Below are 17,680 nucleotides of genomic sequence, written 5' to 3' on the forward strand. Positions count from 1 at the left end.
CCAACTACTCAGCCGCAGGGGTGCGCCCCATAAGGGCTGCTACGGCTTGCACTGGGGTGAGTGCACCATCCAGCAACCCCACCACGCACCCTGTAATAGGCATAGAGACACCCAATTGTTGGGCCCTAGCCCATACCGTACGGGCACTGTATACCCCTTCGGCAACGTGTCCTAGGGCGGCCACCGCCTGCTCCAAGCTCAAGCCACGGGCTAAAGCTAGACCAACTTGCCGGTTGCGGGAAAGATCGCCTGTTGCAGTCAACACCAAGTCGCCCAAGCCGCTCAAACCCATAAAAGTTTCAGCATCCGCCCCTAGGGCGACGCCCAAGCGGCTCATTTCAGCCAAGCCACGGGTCACAAGTGCTGCACGCGCGTTCAGCCCCAGCGATAAGCCATCGCACAGGCCAGTTGCAATCGCCAGCACATTTTTCACCGCACCACCCACCTCTACACCGACAACATCGGTATTGGCGTAAACACGCATATTGGGGCCATGGAATGCGTCCACCAATGCAGAACGCACGTGGGCCAAGGTACTGGCAGCTACCAGCGCCGTTGGTGCACCTTGGGCTACTTCTTGCGCAAAGCTGGGGCCACTGAGCACACCTGCATGCAAACTGGGGGCAACTTGGGCATGGATTTCATGTGGCAACCACCCATGCTCGCCAGCTTCAAAACCCTTGCACAGCCATGCAACGGGGGTATCTGACACCCTATGAGCCAGTTGTCGGAGCATGCCACGCAAAGCCCGCATGGGGGTTGCAATGACAAATAAATCAGCACCAGTTGCAAGCACATCGTCTACAGGTGCTGCAGCAATAGTCAAAGCATCTGGAAAATGACTCGCTGGCAAATAACGAGCATTACAGCGCGCCATTTGCATAGTCTGCACTTGCGCTGCATCACGTGCCCACAAGGTGACTTGATGGCGCGGTGATTGCGCCGCGCTAATAGCCAAGGCGGTACCCCAAGCACCCGCCCCTAACACTACAACTTTCATAGCAGCTTGAGCCCGCAGCACAAGGGCTGCGGGCACTTTTTGTTATTGAGCTTGCTCAGAACGCTGTTGTTCGTACATCGCTTGGAAATTAATTTCACTCAAATGCACCGGAGGGAAGCCTGCACGTTGAATGAGGTCAGCCACATTACCGCGCAGATAGGGGTAGACGATTTGCGGGCAAGCAATGCCCATCAACTGGCTCAGATGCTCATCTGGCACGTTGCGAATCTCAAAAATACCGGCTTGCTTGGCTTCGACCAAGAACACTGTTTTTTCTTTCAGCGTGGTCTGCACAGTAGCAGTAACTGCCACTTCGTAAACCCCCTCAGCCACTGGTTTGGCCTCCACACCCAATTGAATATCCAGAGCTGGTTGCTCTTGCTCGAGCAAAATTTCAGGGGAGTTGGGTTGCTCCAAGGATGCTTCTTTGAGATAAACGCGCTGAATTTGGAATACAGGATCTTGATCCGCCATGGCTTGCTTTCTGTGGATGAACGATGACAAAGGCGCTGATTATGTCAGGCCTGTCCTTGCAGCAAGGGAACCAAGCCACCTTTCGCATCCAAGGCAGTCAAATCATCGCAGCCCCCTACATGGGTATCACCGATGAAGATTTGCGGCACGGTGCGTCGCCCGGTGATCTCCATCATCCTTGCACGCTCTTGAGGGTTGGCATCAACGCGAATTTCTTCGATGACCGCCACCCCACGCGCCTGCAACAAGCGTTTGGCTTGGATGCAGTAGGGGCAGACAGCGGTTGTGTACATTTTGACGGCTTGCATACGGTTTCCTTAGGAACAATTACCGATATTGTCCAATGTACTGATCAACCTTATCGACATTAAGGCGAGTGACAAAAGCCGGACCAGACAAGATGTGTCGCCCATTGCTTGGCTTGAGACTCAACCCATACTTGGAAGCCCGCACATGCAGCTTATTTTCAGAAAATAAGCCAATTTGCAACAGCAGCGCAGACTCTTCGGGATATTTCAGCTTGCGCGCCAAGACTGCCACAGGCAAATACCCCTGCAAGTAAGGCTGTTGATCTATTGCAAAGTCCATTAAGCCTGAAGTAACTCCCGTCGCCACCTCCTTGGACAGATCGAACGTGACCAAGTGGGGCTTTTTAGAGTTCTTGCTTTTGCGCAAATACCCCATGGTGGCAATCGCTTCATTCAGCCCCGTTGTCAAAATGCTGTTGACAGGCCCAGCACCTTCGATGAATTTGGCAATGCTGGCTTCTGCCTCTGCATCTTTGCCTTGTGGCTCGAACATAGCCACAGGGCCTGCAACCCCTAGACCCTTAGCAAACCCTTCGCAACGTTGCTTGGTAGCAGCATTGTCCACAGAGCGAACGATGCACACAAAGCTTGTGGCACCTGCTTTGCGGGCTTGTTCGCCAGCCAACCGCCCAGCAAGCTCCTCTGGCTGCCCCACGTGCAAAATGGCTCCAACGGCTTCGCTGTCTTCTTGAGTGCCCGAGTTGGTGGTAATAAGCGGTAAGCGCTTTTCCTTGACCATGGCTGCAAGCGGGTTGCGCAAGCGCCCAGGATTGGGCATGGTGGAAACCACAGCAGCGTATTTGCTGGGGTCGATTTCGTTGATGATTTTGATCATGCCATCCAGCTCGCCATCGGCTGGGGTTATGAAATCCACGTCAACACCAAAATCTTCCGCAGCTTGCGCTATACCGTTTTTAACCGGATCCCACCATTTGGATGAAGATTTGGCCGAACTTATAAAAGCGATACGGGGCTTTTTGGTGGCGGTCTGAGCCGATGCGAAACCAACACCTGCACAACAAACCGCCACCAGACAATAGCGCAAAACTTTTTGCACATAGGCATTCATTTGCATAGAGAACTCCTCGGATTACAGTTGCTGCGGCGACTGTAGCGAGTTCAGCATTGCAGAGAAAGCCAAATCCTTGCATTAAGTCTTTTCTAGTGGCAAATTGGCTGCACCCCACGCCTTCAAGCCACCAGCCAAGGAATAGACTTTCTCAAAACCCAATTTGCGTGCTTGACTCACAGCACGCGATGATCGTGCCCCCGACTGACAAACCAAAATAAGTGGCTGCTGCTTGTTTTTGACTGCTCCTGGCAATTCAGCTTCCAGAGAGGTCAATGGAATATTGCGCGCTCCGACGATATGCCCTGTAGCAAACTCTTGTGCGCTACACACATCCACCACCACCGCTTTTTCACGGTTAATAAGCTGCACAGCCTCATGCGCGGGTATGCCACCAGCAGCGCTGCCAGCAATCACGGGCCACAGCAGCATCCCGCCGGAGGCGAGTGCCAAAAGGATGAAAGCCCAGTTATCGAGAATGAATTTCACAGTGTTCCTTGTGTTGTTGTTTAAAAAGCAAGTGTCGCATTTTAGAATTTGCAGTTGGCCTTCCATAAAACCCTAGAGAATTAGCCCATGTACAAACTCGTTCTTATTCGCCATGGCGAATCCACTTGGAATCTCGAAAACCGCTTTACTGGTTGGACAGACGTCGATCTGACCGCTACCGGCATTGAACAAGCCCAAAATGCCGGGCGTCTGCTCAAGGCCGAAGGCTATGAGTTTGATGTGGCTTACACCAGCGTTCTCAAGCGTGCCATTCGCACCCTGTGGCTCACCTTGGATGAAATGGATCGCACTTGGTTGCCCGTCGTTCACAGCTGGCGCCTCAATGAGCGCCACTACGGCGCATTGCAAGGACTGAACAAAGCCGACATGGCCAAGCAGTATGGTGACGAGCAAGTGCTCATTTGGCGCCGTAGCTATGACACCCCTCCTCCAGCACTGGAACCAACAGACCCGCGCTGCGAACGCCAAGACCTGCGCTACGCCAAGATCAACCCCAACGATGTACCCTTGACTGAATGCCTGAAAGACACTGTGGCGCGCGTGTTGCCGTTCTGGAATGAGTCCATGGCGCCCGCGATCAAAGAGGGAAAACGCATTGTGGTTGCGGCCCATGGCAACTCTATTCGTGCATTAGTCAAATATTTGGACAACATTTCTGATGCGGACATTGTTGGCTTGAACATTCCTAATGGCATTCCCTTGGTGTACGAGTTGGACGAAAATCTCAAACCCATTCGCCACTACTATCTGGGTGACGCGGAAGCTGCTGCTAAAGCTGCAGCAGCAGTTGCATTGCAAGGCAAGGCCTGAACTTTTTAGCCCACTGCCGAACTAAGGAACACTATGGGTCACAAACTGAAAATCGCTGGATGGATGGCTATTGGCGCCTTTGCTGGCGCCCTGACCACCGTATCGCTGCAAACCGTTGCGCGCAACACCATGGCACCACTGCCGCTGGAGGAGTTGCAGCAGCTTGCAGCGGTATTTAGCATCATCAAGAGTGACTATGTAGAGCCTGTAGATGAAAAGAAATTGATCACCGATGCCATATCGGGCATGGTCTCTAGCTTGGATCCCCATTCGCAGTACTTTGACAAAAAATCATTCCAAGAGTTTCGGGAAGGCACTTCCGGAAAGTTTGTCGGCGTAGGCATTGAAATCACCCAAGAAGACGGCTTGGTAAAAGTCGTCTCACCGATCGAAGGATCACCCGCTTTTCGGGCAGGCCTCAAAACCAACGATTTGATTACCCGCATTGACGATGCTGCAGTCAAAGGTCTGACACTCAACGAAGCTGTCAAACGCATGCGAGGCGAGCCCAACACAAAAGTTATCCTGACCATATACCGTAAAGATGAGAATCGCACATTTCCCGTGACCATTGTGCGAGAAGAAATCAAGCAACAATCGGTACGTGGCAAGGTGCTTGAACCCGGCTATGCATGGGTGCGTATTAGCCAATTTCAAGAGCGTACGACCGAGGACTTCGTGAAAAAACTCGAAGAAATTTACAAGCAAGACCCTAAATTGAAAGGTTTAGTACTGGACTTGCGCAATGATCCAGGTGGCTTACTCTCGGCAGCTATTGCTGTGTCATCCGCTTTTTTGCCTGATGACGTGACCGTTGTGTCAACCAAAGGCCAAACCACTGAAAGTAACGACGTTTTCAAATCTGGTGGCAAATACATGGGCACTAATGGGGCCAATCTCATTAAGAGTTTGCCCGCATCAATCAAAAAAATTCCCCTGATCGTCTTAGTGAACGAAGGCTCAGCCTCTGCCAGTGAGATTGTCTCTGGTGCACTGCAAGACCACCGCCGCGCCACCATTATGGGCAGCCAAACCTTTGGTAAGGGCTCGGTACAAACCTTCCGCCCATTAAGCCAAGAGACTGGTGTCAAGATCACCACATCGCGCTATTACACCCCCAGCGGTCGCTCCATCCAAGCCAAAGGGATAATGCCCGATGTCTTGGTAGATGAGACAGCGGAAGGCAGTCCCTATGCTGTGCTGCGTATGCGTGAAGCGGATCTTGAAAAGCATTTGACCAATGGCGCAGAACAAAAAAATGAAGCATTGGAAAAAGCCCGTGAGGACGCCATGAAACGCCTTGAAGATGAGTCTCGCAAACCAGCCAGCGAACGCAAAGCCCCTGAATTTGGCTCATCTGAGGACTTCCAACTGCAGCAAGCCTTGAATCAGCTCAAAGGCAAAACTGTGCAAGTCAGCAAGACACAAACTGAGCGCAAAGAAACCCCCAAGGACAATTGATTAGCATGCAAGATGCCGAGCTACTGCGCTATGCCCGGCATGTGCTCTTGCCCGAAGCAGGGGTTGAAGCCCAACAATGTTGGCTTGACTCGAGCGCTTTGATCATTGGCGCAGGCGGGTTAGGCTGTGCTGCTGGGCTTTATTTGGCAGCAGCAGGCGTGGGCTATATCACTGTGGTGGATCACGACACCATTGAGTTGTCGAATTTGCAACGGCAAATAGCGCACCATGACCACCGAATCGGTGAGAACAAAGCCATTTCCCTGCGCCACCAAATGCTGGCCCTTAATCCCAGCATTCAAGTTCATGCTATTGCACAAAGAGCCGATAGCGCAGCACTGAATGAATGGGTGCCCCAGCATGACATCGTTTTAGACTGCACCGACAACTTCACAATCCGTCAGGTCATCAATGCGGCATGCGTCACCCACCACAAACCATTGATCAGTGCATCCGCGCTAGGTTTTTCGGGACAACTGGCCGTATTCGATTTTGCGCAAGACAACAGCGCTTGCTATGCCTGCCTGTACCCACCCTCGGCACCGCCTGAAGAGATATCGTGCGCCACCAGCGGAGTGATCGGCCCCCTAGTGGGGGTGATGGGCAGCATGCAAGCGAACCAATCCTTGTTGGTATTAGCCAAAATAGGGCTACCGCTGCACTCCCAACTTTTATTGCACGATGCTTTGGATTGCAGCTGGAATAGGCTATCAATACCACGCTCAGCTCACTGTACGGTATGCGGTCATTTGAAATAGTGCAAAAACACCGCACTTCAATGGGCTTCCCACAGTGCAATTCGATGCTTTGGTTGACACTTAACTGGTAGACTTGTTCAGTATTATTCAATTCATTGGCCGTGGTAACGCAAATTCAACCTGCTCTTGTCGACTTGCATCAACTGCAGTTGGACAATGCACGTGCGCTCCTGGCACATACCACTGAATACCAAGCACCACCGCTAGAAGAATCGGCAGCCGCTTATCTGCAAAGCGTGATTGATGGATTGTGCGAACTGTCTTTGCGTGATCCACTAACTGGTTTAGCCAACCGACGCCAATTCCAGTCCGTGCTGGAACGAGCCATCGATATGGTAGCTCGCTCCGGTGAGCCTGCCTTGTTGCTGATGCTGGACATTGATCACTTCAAACAGGTCAATGACAACTATGGACACGCTGCTGGCGATTCGGTTTTGCAAGCAATTGCCCGCTCTCTATCGGCCAGTGTGCGTCCCATGGATACTGTGGCTCGGCTTGGCGGAGAAGAATTTGCCATTTTGCTACCAAGCTGCCAGCCTAGTTACGGAATCAGCGTTGCGGAGCGTCTGCGCGCCCAAATAGAAGAACAGTCGATTGCCATAACACCCAATCTATCCCTCCAAATCACCATCAGTGTCGGTGGCGCGTTTGCCCATGAATGGGTGAGAACCACGCCTTCACTTTGGCTAGAACGAGCCGATGTTCAGCTATATCGCGCCAAACAAAGCGGGCGCAATCGGGTTGAACTTGATCAACAACAAGATGTGTCAGTCAGTGCAGAAGAGAAAAACTTCTTGTTTGGACAACTGGCTTTTACCGGCATAAACAGTTTGGTTGATGACGCCTCGTATACAGGCGCAGAAACCATTTCGCCCCCACCTTCGGCGGGGGAGCAAAGGGTATTGTGATGACTGAAGTGCTCAAGCCTTCTGAATCTACAGCTCAAGAGAATCTTGTTCCGTTGGAGCCTCTTGGCAAAGTAATCGCCGTCACCAGCGGCAAGGGTGGCGTAGGCAAAACTTTTGTATCCGCCAATTTGGCTGCTGCATTGGCCAAGCGTGGACTGCGCGTGCTGGTATTGGATGCCGACTTAGGACTGGCCAACTTGGATGTGGTTTTGAATCTCTATCCCAAAACCACGCTGCACGACGTGTTCACAGGCAAAGCAAAGTTAGAGGAAGCCATCATCCGCGCCCCAGGCGGATTTTCAGTGCTATTGGCTGGCTCAGGAATGGTGGAGTACTCGCGCCTTACCCCCGAAGTGCGAAACGAATTTTTGCGCATCATGGTGGGTTTGGTACCCCACTACGACGTGATGCTGCTAGACACTGGCGCGGGAATTTCCGATGTTGTTCTTTTTGCAGTGTCCTTAGCCTCTGAAGTGCTAGTTGTCGCTACACCAGAGCCGACTTCGCTGACCGATGCATATGCAACGATCAAGGTACTTGCCAACCAGCAAAAGCGACAGCAAATTCGCTTGGTGATCAATCAAACGGCCCGCACAGGCGATGGACGCGCCATCACCATGCAGCTGCAACAAGTGCTTGATCGATTCGTGGGCAAAGAAGGGCAACCGGCCGTCAAACTACTTCACGCAGGCGACATACCAGCCGATCCCTCTGTGCGGCAAGCTGTGATGCGTCGCCAGCTATTGTTGCAAAACATGCCTGGCAGCCCAGCCGCCTTGGCTATTTCGCAATTGGCAGCCAAACTAGAAGAAGTGGTAATCAACCGATAGGCTCAGGATCGGCCCATGATGGAGGCTGTGGCCATCAGTTCCTCTAGCAAAGCCAAGGACACATGGCCCGAGACAGAGTACGGGTCGAGCTCGGCCTTTTCTGAGTACTTGAGCAAAATGCTGCTGTTGATTTTGGCAACGTTAACTTGCCCCATAGTCCAACTGCCAAAACGACGTTCAGCAATCTCTTGGTAATGCAGTAACACTACATCGGTGTGCCGTGGGTCGCGCAATATATGCCCATAAAGTTCATTCACGGCAGCTCTACCGCCCTCGATGGCTTGCAAAAATATACCCGCGCCGTAACACAAAATCCCTGTTATGCCATGGCTACTATTGCACTGGCGGGACTGGGACAAAATAGCATCGATTGCTTCTGTGGAAGCATCAACAGCTCGACTGGCATACAGTAAACGCACAAGCATGGTTAACCTCGTTGCGGAATCAAAGCCAAAAATTCCCGTCGCAGGACAGCGTCCTTCAGAAAAACACCACGCATCACGGAGTTGATCATCTTGCTGTCCATGTCTTTAACGCCACGCCAAGCCATGCAGTAATGGGTCGCCTCCATCACGATAGCCAGACCATCGGGTCGTGTTTTTTCTTGGATAAGATCCGCCAGTTGTAAGACTGCTTCTTCTTGTATCTGTGGCCTGCCCATAATCCACTCGGCCAAGCGGGCATATTTAGAAAGCCCTATGACGTTGGTATGCTCGTTGGGCATTACACCGATCCAAATACGGCCAATGACAGGGCAGAAGTGGTGACTGCATGCACTGCGTACCGTAATCGGCCCCACGATCATGAGTTCATTCAATCGACCGACATTCGGAAACTCAGTGATACTAGGCGTCGTCACGTACCGCCCTTTAAACACTTCTTGCAAATACATTTTGGCCACGCGACGGGCCGTTTTATCGGTGTTGTGGTCATTGTCTACATCAATGACCAAGCTTTCCAAGACACCGCGCATCTTGCCCTCCACCTCATCGAGAAGCTGCTCTAGCTCTCCAGGCTGGATGTAATCGGCAATATTGTCATTGGCGTTGAAGCGCTGACGCGCTGCGAGTAAGCGCTCCCGAATTTTGACCGATACAGGGGTGCCGACATCATCGCCAGAGCTGGGTAGGTTTGAATTGGTAGGGTTCATAGCAGACATGGCAAGCATGGTAGCAGCCTTCCCATACCCCTATATGAAGTACTAGTAGCGCCGCCCTGCCAACCAAAGCATTGCGCGCATCAAAGAATATGCCAACCATTCTCGCACCTTGCCTGTGAGTGATCTTGCAGCGTAGGCAGTTGGCTCAACAGCATGGCCAGCGCTGTGCATGAGTTGGTCTAAGCGCTCGCGCAAAACTAGAGCAAATGCCGCATCACTGCCCGCAACGTTAGCCTCTAAATTAAGCAGCAAGGACAGTGGATCCAAATTCGATGAACCGACGGTAAACCACGGACGTGTCGTACAGGCATCTACGACAGCCACTTTGGCGTGCAAAAAACTGGCCTTGTATTCGTAAATTTTCACCCCTGAGGCCAGCAGCATTCCGTAAATAGCCCTCGCACCATGGTACTGCCAGAAATACTCATAGCGTCCTTGGAGAAACAAGCGCACATCCACACCCCGTGCTGCAGCACGCATCAGCGCATGGCGCATTTTTCGCCCAGGTAAAAAATACGCGTTTGCAATCCAAACTTCACTTTGCGCCCGGCCTATAGCCCGCAAATACGCTTTTTCAATGCGTACACGCTTGGTAAAGTTATCACGCAACAAAAATTCCCACCCTTGCCCCACCGATCGCGGAGTTACTCGTGCTTTAGGGAGCGTCTGAAGGGGTAGCGCTACTTTGGCCGTGTGCATAGCAGCACGGACAGCCAATGCAATGCTGCCTTGCAGGCGTACGGCGAAATCCAAGCGAGGGGCTACCAGATGCCCGTGGTGTGGATCCCAATAGTCATCAAGCAAATTCATTCCGCCGCAGTACACCGTGTAGGCATCTATGACGCAAAGTTTGCGATGCAATCTATGCCAGTTGCCTGGTAGTAGCCAATCCATTCGCCTCAATGGCGCGTACAACTTGGTATGAATGCCTGCACTGTGCAGGCGATAAAGCCATGCATGCGGTGCCTCGCCACAGCCCAAAGCATCTGCCAGCAACGCGACATGCACACCTCGCTTTGCAGCAGCAATCAACGCATCAAATACCTCAACCACGCGCCCCGTTTCTGCCACTGTATAGGTTTCAAGCAAAATTTCCCTTTGGGCACAGTGAATATCTGCCAGCAGCGCATCAAACCATTCGTGTGCGCCTTGTAGTAAACGAATATCGGTAGAAACAAACTCACCCATTAGCCCATGCTAACGAATTGACGCCAGAACGACCACTCTGCAAACACCCCTATCAGGGTGAGAATGCGTCAACATTCATACCCTCTTGCCATGCAAGATTGTTGCCTTGAGCACACTGCCGTAGCCAACGCAAACCAACGCGGCATAAGAGCAATTGGCGTCCATCACTAGCAGGCAAAGAGATCACCGCGTCAACCATGGTGTTGGCTGCCACACCATCTCCAGTCATAGCTACGGGCTGAACCCGCTGCGATTCAACATGCAACATCGGCCCGAGTTGATCCACACGCAATGCAAACTCGTACCGCTGCCCTCCCTCTCCGGGTATGTTGAGCACCAGTAACTGGCGATTGGGATCTGCCAGTCGCGCATCAGGCTTGGACGCAGTAGTTGAATCCAAAACGTCACGCATATCCAGAACATGGAATACCCTGTCACCCACCTTCGCCATACCCAAGAATGGGGCGCGCATTCCACCCGCATGCAAAATTTGCGTATCCGATGCAGCTAATTGAATGCAACTCGCATCCAGCCCCAACCAATGCTTCCCCACCATGCAGGTAGCGATATGAATGCCTTTTTCGCGGTTGAGATTGGGCTGCTGCAACAAAGCAGGCGGTGTCACAGTCTCTGCTTGTTTGTCACGCACCATGCGCAACACCGTGCAAGTAAGACCATGCTCGTATCCATCTTGAGCACGGAACTCTCGATACCCCCAACCCCGAGACTGCCCTACCCCATAGGTCAAACCGTTCAACTGGCATGTACTGGCTGGGCTGCACACAGCAGCATAGGCATTGGCTAAATCGGCATTGGAAGAGGCAATAACGTGCCCATTCTTGTCGCTAAAGAGCAAGACTTCATCGGCGCGCAAACCCTCAGCACATGCCCCCACCACCGAATTGAGTTGCTCCTGTGCATCCCACACAATCGCAATCCCACCTATTACACGCCCAGATTGCGGCTCTCGCACAGCTGCGCTGTAGACAAAGGTATCTAGACCATCGTAGAACTCCGATGGCTCCCACTGGCTCACCCAATAGGCTTGGCTACCACTCAACTGGAGCGTTTTATTGACCCATGCGGCATGCACTTGGGAACCAACTCGGTCACGCATCCTCGGCTGTGAAACCGCCACTACTTTGCCCGTGGCATCAAATAAAACCAAACAGCTATAAACGGTGTATAGGTTATTGATGTGCTCAAGCACTTTGGCCGCACTGCCTTGCTCATCATGCCCTTGGTGCAGTACTTCTCCCAAACTCGGAGTAAGTGCCCACCATCGGCAATCGTTGGCACGCTCATACAAATTGCGATCCACAATTTGCATTGCCAAATCTGCACGTGTTTGCGCATCCCTTTGTAAAGCGGCCACCACACCACGGTACAAATTATTCAGTGCGCTTGCAAACGCCTGTGCTGTTTTGCGTGCAGTCACCCCCACTTCGGACAGCAACGTTTGGGCAAACAAACGATCACGCGGTGCCACGCCTTCTTTATCACCCACGGCATACAGCTCAAGCAAACCATTCCACACAGAGCGCTCTAGAGCCGATTGAATTGCAGCCGAACGCAGGGGAATGGTTTGCAAATCAGGTAACAGCAATTGGGTACTGGCCGATAAAACATCCCCTGCTGTGCTTTCCTCTGCAAAATCCTCGAACGCCAAATCCATGGGTATCAATGCCACACCTCGCCAACCCGGACCGGCATATCCTTGGAAACCATGGGTTTCCCGCACAACCTGCAAATAACGTCGCCCCCAGTGCGTCACTACGCTTGTCGGTTCTGTTGTGTCCAACACATAACCGCGTTGGAGTAGTTGCGTATTGGAACCAATAAGCACACAGCCATTGGCATCCACCAAACCCAACAAAACCCCTTTTGTTGCTGAGTTTGACTGTGTCAACAAAGTGGCAAAAAGTGCCTGCATTTCATCAACCAAGCGAAATTGCAAACACAGTGCCCCGCATACCCGCCCTTGGTATGCCACGGGATGTGCATACACAAGGCTGGGCTCTGCTGAATTGGCAAAACCATGCACAGAAAAATCTTCTACAAATGCATCCGCAGAAGTCAGTACTTGCTGTAAAAATGCAGCGTCTTTCTTATGCTGCGTGGCACTGACTGGCGTATCCGCATCCAGTGCTTGCAAGGCCGTGAGCAAAGTCCCCTGCCCATCAAACAAAAATACATTGCTGTAGACGGAGTACTTCTGCACATATTCGCGTAAGCGCTGCTCAATGTGTGCGGCCCCTGTATCGGTGGGATTGTGCAAATATTCCGCTATTGATTCATCCATGGCCAAAAAACCGATGTCAGCAGTGCGCTCAAACAAGTTGCGAACCAAAACATCAATGGTGATTTGTGCCAAGCTGGACATATCGTCCACCGAGTGGCGCAGGCTCTCTCGTACCAAACCTTGAATGAGCTCATCGGCTAAAGCCGCAAAATCATGCCGCGCCCGCGATAGATCCTCACCGGAGGACGCCTTTGTGGACAGCAAGGACATTGACGACAACAACGTCAACTGATCCCACGCCATTTCTACCAAACGCAACTCTTGCCGCTGCTTATCCACTAGCGGCATGTAGCGCATCCATCGTTCTGTTTTTTGCAATAAGTGATGCACATTACCCTCCCTGATAAAAGGTAAGCAAAATTTGCACCAATTAAAAAACCCTAGCCAGCTCACGCCAACTAGGGTTTTCAAGCAGCACAAAGCGGGAATTGTCCCGCTCCAACCTATTAGTTGGGCTGAGGGTTACGCAAACGAATATGCAGTTCGCGCAATTGCTTCTCATCCACAAGGCTAGGCGCTTGGGTTAACAAGCACTGGGCACGTTGTGTTTTGGGGAAAGCAATCACGTCGCGGATCGATTCGGCCCCTGTCATCAGGGTCACGATGCGATCCAAACCAAATGCCAAACCACCATGCGGAGGAGCACCATACTGCAGGGCGTCGAGCAAGAAGCCAAACTTGAGTTGTGCTTCATCAGGGGAAATCTTCAAGGCATCAAATACCTTTTTCTGCACATCTGCACGGTGGATACGCACCGACCCCCCACCGATTTCCCAACCATTGAGCACCATGTCATAGCCTTTGGCAATGCACTTCTCTGGTGCAGTTGCCATCCAGTCTTCATGACCGTCTTTGGGCGCAGTAAAGGGGTGGTGCACAGCCGTCCAACGATCATCCTCTTCATCGTATTCAAACATGGGGAAATCCACGACCCACATAGGAGCCCAACGATTTTCAAACAGCCCATTCTTCTTGCCAAATTCACTGTGACCAATTTTGATGCGCAATGCACCAATAGAGTCATTGACCACCTTGGCTTTATCGGCACCAAAGAAGATCAGATCGCCATCTTTAGCGCCTGTGCGTTGCAAAATTTCAGCAATCGCCTTGTCGTGCAAGTTTTTCACGATAGGGGACTGCAGACCCTCGCGCCCCTTGGCTACCTCGTTGACTTTGATCCAAGCCAAGCCTTTGGCACCGTAAATTTTCACGAATTCGGTGTAGCCATCAATCTCGCCACGGCTCATTTCGCCACCGCCTGGCACACGCAAAGCCACCACGCGGCCACCCTTCATGGTGGCTGGGGTTGAGAACACCTTAAAGTCCACATCGGCCATCACATCGGTCAGTTCGGTGAACTCCAACTTCACGCGCAAATCTGGCTTGTCTGAGCCAAAGCGGTGCATGGCTTCGGAGTACGCCATGACTGGGAATTCGCCCAAATCGATGTTCAAAACGTTCTTGAACACATTGGTGATCATGCCTTGGAACATGTCACGAATGTCTTGTTCGGTCAGAAACGATGTTTCGATATCGATCTGTGTGAATTCAGGCTGGCGATCGGCACGCAAGTCTTCGTCACGGAAGCACTTGGTGATTTGGTAGTAGCGGTCAAAACCCGCCACCATCAACAACTGCTTGAACAGCTGCGGGGATTGGGGAAGGGCAAAAAATTGGCCATCGTGCACACGACTGGGTACCAAGTAGTCCCGCGCACCCTCGGGCGTGCTCTTGGTAAGCATGGGAGTTTCGATGTCGATGAAGCCATTGGCATCCAAGAATTTGCGCACTTCCATGGCCACGCGGTAGCGCAGCATCAGGTTGTTCTGCATGTACGGGCGGCGCAGATCGAGCACACGATGGGTCAAGCGGGTGGTCTCTGACAAGTTGTCTTCATCCAGCTGGAAAGGAGGGGTCACCGACGCATTGAGCACCGTCAACTCTTGGCACAGCACCTCAATCTTGCCGCTCTTGAGGCTGTCATTGGTTGTACCTTCGGGGCGAGCGCGTACCAAACCTTGAATCTGGATACAAAACTCATTGCGCAAGCCTTCCGCGGCTTTGAACATATCGGGGCGATCGGGATCGCACACCACTTGCACATAGCCTTCGCGGTCACGCAAATCCACAAAAATCACGCCCCCATGATCGCGGCGGCGGTTCACCCAGCCACACAGGGTTACGGTTTGCCCCAACAGGGCCTCGGTCACCAGACCGCAATAGTGAGAACGCATAGCCATAAAGAGCTTTCTTGCTTCAAATTGCCGACGATGCAGCAGGTTACTGACAGAACTATTCGGACGCCGCAGGCTGCGACGTACCAGGAGCAACAGCCCCCATAGAAATCACATAGGTCAAGGCCTCATCCACACTCATGGACAGCTCGACCACCTCCGACTTGGGCACCAACAAAAAGAATCCACTGGTAGGGTTGGGCGTGGTGGGCACATACACACTGATGCAGTCAGCTGGCACATGCTGGGCCACTTCGCCACTGGGTGTGCCCGTTTGGAATGCCACCGTCCAGCACCCTTGGCGTGGATACTGGATCAGCAAAGCCGTGCGAAATGCATTGCCATTGCTGGAAAACAAGGTGTCGGACACCTTCTTCACACTGTTGTAGATGGATTTCACGATCGGGATATGGGTGAACAAGCGATCCCATTGGCGCACCCACCAACGCCCCGCCACGTTCGACACCAAACCGCCTGTGAGCAGCAAGGCCACAGCAACGAGCACTACCCCGGCACCAGGCACATGCTGCAAACCCAGCACTTGGACTGCCATAGAGGCTGGCAACACTGCCGATAAAGCCGCCAAAAAGGCCGCCAGCACCGCATCGAGCATCCCCACCAACCACAACAGAACCCAAATAGTGATCGCCAGTGGCAACCACACCATCAAACCAGTCAATAGGTATTTTCTGATTGGCACATGGGCTCCTGTGGGTGGATAAACAAGGTGGACAAAGCTAACTCAGGCTGCAGAGCCCTCGCTAGAGGAACTGGCAGTTGCAGCAGTGGCTGGGGCACTGGGCACGTCAGTGGTGCTAGCTGCTGGGGTTGCAGGGCTGCTCGCCCCAGCCGAACCACCACCGGAACCACCGCGGAAATCGGTCACATACCACCCCGATCCCTTGAGTTGAAAGCCCGCTGCAGTGACCTGCTTAGAAAATGCAGCTTTTCCACATGACGGACATTCCGTCAGGGGTGCATCGGATATTTTTTGCAACACGTCCTTAGCGAATCCGCAGGACGCACATTTGTAGGCGTAAATTGGCATAGCAAACGACCTCTCGCAGAATGTTGGAAAAACCCGCCATTATAGAAGTGGCTCTACCAATGGCGCAGACGCACCATCACTTGCATGAGCAACAAGCCCACAGAAAAGCCCACAATCAGCGCAATGAGTGTCTGCAACAAACGATTGGTACGGCGCTGCTCACGCAGTAACTCTTGCGTCAATGTCTCATCGGGATTGACTTTCGCCTGCAAAGCACGGTGCACCAGCGCGGGTAATTGGGGCACTAACTGCACATACTGGGGAGCATGGGCTTTGAGCGAACGCCACAGGGCCTTGGGGCCCACTTGCTCTTGCATCCAGCGCTCTAAAAATGGTTTGGCCGTAGCCCACAAATCCAAATCCGGGTCCAACTCCCGCCCAAGGCCTTCTATATTGAGCAAAGTCTTTTGCAGTAGCACCAACTGGGGCTGTATTTCCACCTGAAAACGACGGGACATTTGGAACAAACGCAACAGCACCATACCCAAGGATATTTCCTTCAATGGCCTGTCGAAATAGGGTTCACACACAGCACGTACCGCGGCTTCCAACTCATCCACACGCGCCGTAGCAGGCACCCAACCCGACTCAATGTGCAACTGTGCAACACGCTTGTAGTCACGGCGAAAAAATGCCAAAAAATTGTGTGCCAGATACTGCTTGTCCACCTCGGTAAGCGTACCCACAATCCCAAAATCCAAGGAGATGTAGCGCCCAAAGGTCGCAGGTGCAAGGCTGACTTGGATGTTGCCAGGGTGCATGTCGGCATGGAACACGCCGTCTCTGAACACTTGGGTAAAGAAGATGGTCACACCATCACGCGCCAGCTTAGGGATATCAACCCCCGCTTCTCGCAAACGCTGCACTTGGCTGATCGGCACACCGTGCATGCGCTCCATGACCAATACATTTTCGGTGCAGTAGTCCCATAGCATTTCAGGGATCAACACCAAATCCAACCCCTCCATGTTGCGGCGCAACTGGGCAGCATTGGCAGCTTCACGGGTCAAATCCAACTCGTCGTGCAGGTATTTATCAAACTCAGCCACCACTTCACGGGGCTTAAGACGACGTCCATCACGCGATAAGCGCTCCACCCACTGGGCCATGGTGCGCATCAAAGCCAAGTCCTTGTCAATGACGCGGCGCATACCGGGGCGCAACACCTTCACAGCCACTTGCCGTTCATAGCCCTGCTTATCACGCAACACCGCAAAGTGCACCTGCGCTACCGATGCGCTGGCTACGGGAATGCGCTCAAACGAGACAAAAATGTCTTGTAATCGCTTACCCAGCGCAGTTTCCACCATAGCAATGGCCGTATCTGAACTGAAGGGGGGCACGCGGTCTTGCAACTTGGCCAGTTCATCGGCCACATCGGGGGGCAGCAAATCGCGCCGAGTGGATAGCACTTGGCCAAACTTCACAAAAATCGGCCCCAAGCGCTCTAGCGCCTCGCGCATGCGCTGACCACGCGAGGTTTTCCAAGAACGTCCCAGCAACAACACTCGCGACAACAGAAACAGGCCCTTGTGTCCAGTACTGCTCAATACCAGTTCATCAAGACCATAGCGAATCACCACCCACAGGATGAACAAGCCACGCAACATAAGCACCCCGC

The 17,680-nt window shown here is 52.6% G+C and carries 18 protein-coding genes; 5 read left to right on the plus strand and 13 right to left on the minus strand.

Annotation, left to right across the window (positions count from 1 at the left end; all coding sequences use genetic code 11):
• Positions 1–4: 4 nt before the first annotated feature.
• From KIK84_RS04875 to KIK84_RS04895, 5 genes are all read right to left on the minus strand, one after another.
• Positions 5–1,000, minus strand: a complete 996-nt coding sequence (locus tag KIK84_RS04875; protein ID WP_214121894.1) for an NAD(P)H-dependent glycerol-3-phosphate dehydrogenase — start codon at positions 998–1,000, stop codon at positions 5–7.
• Positions 1,001–1,042: 42 nt separating this feature from the next.
• The gene (gene secB / locus KIK84_RS04880; protein ID WP_214121895.1) at positions 1,043–1,474 is read right to left on the minus strand and encodes a protein-export chaperone SecB; all 432 of its coding nucleotides are present in this window, start codon (positions 1,472–1,474) and stop codon (positions 1,043–1,045) included.
• Between the two features lie 44 nt (positions 1,475–1,518).
• Positions 1,519–1,782 carry a glutaredoxin 3 gene (gene grxC, locus KIK84_RS04885; protein WP_214121896.1) on the minus strand — a complete coding sequence of 88 codons (264 nt, stop codon included), beginning with the start codon at positions 1,780–1,782 and terminating at the stop codon, positions 1,519–1,521.
• A gap of 19 nt (positions 1,783–1,801) precedes the next feature.
• Entirely contained in the window at positions 1,802–2,857 is a 1,056-nt protein-coding gene (locus KIK84_RS04890; RefSeq protein WP_214121897.1) for a substrate-binding domain-containing protein, read from the minus strand.
• 75 nt (positions 2,858–2,932) lie between these two features.
• Positions 2,933–3,340, minus strand: coding sequence for a rhodanese-like domain-containing protein (locus KIK84_RS04895; protein WP_214122310.1), 408 nt, complete (start codon positions 3,338–3,340; stop codon positions 2,933–2,935).
• An 87-nt stretch (positions 3,341–3,427) separates the two neighbouring features.
• Here KIK84_RS04895 and gpmA point away from each other — a divergent pair, with 87 nt between their 5' ends.
• From gpmA to KIK84_RS04920, 5 genes are all read left to right on the plus strand, one after another.
• A complete protein-coding gene (gpmA, locus tag KIK84_RS04900) occupies positions 3,428–4,171 on the plus strand; it encodes a 2,3-diphosphoglycerate-dependent phosphoglycerate mutase (protein WP_214121898.1) in 744 nt (247 codons plus the stop codon).
• 33 nt (positions 4,172–4,204) lie between these two features.
• Positions 4,205–5,632 (plus strand): S41 family peptidase, encoded by a 1,428-nt coding sequence (locus tag KIK84_RS04905; RefSeq protein ID WP_214121899.1) that lies wholly within the window; start codon positions 4,205–4,207, stop codon positions 5,630–5,632.
• A gap of 5 nt (positions 5,633–5,637) precedes the next feature.
• On the plus strand, positions 5,638–6,390 hold the full coding sequence (locus KIK84_RS04910; protein ID WP_214121900.1) for a HesA/MoeB/ThiF family protein: 753 nt from the start codon (positions 5,638–5,640) through the stop codon (positions 6,388–6,390).
• Between the two features lie 101 nt (positions 6,391–6,491).
• Complete coding sequence (locus KIK84_RS04915; protein ID WP_349815901.1) at positions 6,492–7,298, plus strand: GGDEF domain-containing protein; 807 nt, start codon at positions 6,492–6,494, stop codon at positions 7,296–7,298.
• Entirely contained in the window at positions 7,298–8,128 is an 831-nt protein-coding gene (locus KIK84_RS04920; RefSeq protein ID WP_214121901.1) for a MinD/ParA family protein, read from the plus strand. Before KIK84_RS04915 ends, KIK84_RS04920 begins: the two co-directional genes overlap by 1 nt.
• A gap of 2 nt (positions 8,129–8,130) precedes the next feature.
• On the opposite strand, the gene KIK84_RS04925 is transcribed toward KIK84_RS04920, so the two are convergent.
• The 8 genes from KIK84_RS04925 to ubiB all read right to left on the minus strand — a co-directional run bounded on the left by KIK84_RS04925 (position 8,131) and on the right by ubiB (position 17,669).
• Positions 8,131–8,553, minus strand: a complete 423-nt coding sequence (locus KIK84_RS04925; RefSeq protein ID WP_214121902.1) for a BLUF domain-containing protein — start codon at positions 8,551–8,553, stop codon at positions 8,131–8,133.
• 2 nt (positions 8,554–8,555) lie between these two features.
• Positions 8,556–9,287, minus strand: coding sequence for a GTP cyclohydrolase I (gene folE / locus KIK84_RS04930; protein ID WP_250207808.1), 732 nt, complete (start codon positions 9,285–9,287; stop codon positions 8,556–8,558).
• 42 nt (positions 9,288–9,329) lie between these two features.
• Positions 9,330–10,475 carry a phospholipase D-like domain-containing protein gene (locus tag KIK84_RS04935; RefSeq protein WP_214121903.1) on the minus strand — a complete coding sequence of 382 codons (1,146 nt, stop codon included), beginning with the start codon at positions 10,473–10,475 and terminating at the stop codon, positions 9,330–9,332.
• 52 nt (positions 10,476–10,527) lie between these two features.
• Positions 10,528–13,065, minus strand: a complete 2,538-nt coding sequence (locus KIK84_RS04940; RefSeq protein WP_250207758.1) for a cache domain-containing protein — start codon at positions 13,063–13,065, stop codon at positions 10,528–10,530.
• 158 nt (positions 13,066–13,223) lie between these two features.
• Complete coding sequence (gene aspS, locus KIK84_RS04945; RefSeq protein ID WP_214121905.1) at positions 13,224–15,017, minus strand: aspartate--tRNA ligase; 1,794 nt, start codon at positions 15,015–15,017, stop codon at positions 13,224–13,226.
• A 52-nt stretch (positions 15,018–15,069) separates the two neighbouring features.
• Positions 15,070–15,705 carry a DUF502 domain-containing protein gene (locus tag KIK84_RS04950; protein WP_349815909.1) on the minus strand — a complete coding sequence of 212 codons (636 nt, stop codon included), beginning with the start codon at positions 15,703–15,705 and terminating at the stop codon, positions 15,070–15,072.
• A 48-nt stretch (positions 15,706–15,753) separates the two neighbouring features.
• Positions 15,754–16,059, minus strand: coding sequence for an FmdB family zinc ribbon protein (locus tag KIK84_RS04955; RefSeq protein ID WP_214121906.1), 306 nt, complete (start codon positions 16,057–16,059; stop codon positions 15,754–15,756).
• Between the two features lie 53 nt (positions 16,060–16,112).
• On the minus strand, positions 16,113–17,669 hold the full coding sequence (ubiB, locus tag KIK84_RS04960) for a ubiquinone biosynthesis regulatory protein kinase UbiB (RefSeq protein WP_214122315.1): 1,557 nt from the start codon (positions 17,667–17,669) through the stop codon (positions 16,113–16,115).
• Between the last annotated feature and the right edge of the window lie 11 nt (positions 17,670–17,680).

This window comes from Curvibacter sp. CHRR-16, assembly GCF_018474005.1.
Taxonomy (GTDB): Bacteria; Pseudomonadota; Gammaproteobacteria; order Burkholderiales; family Burkholderiaceae_C; genus Allorhodoferax.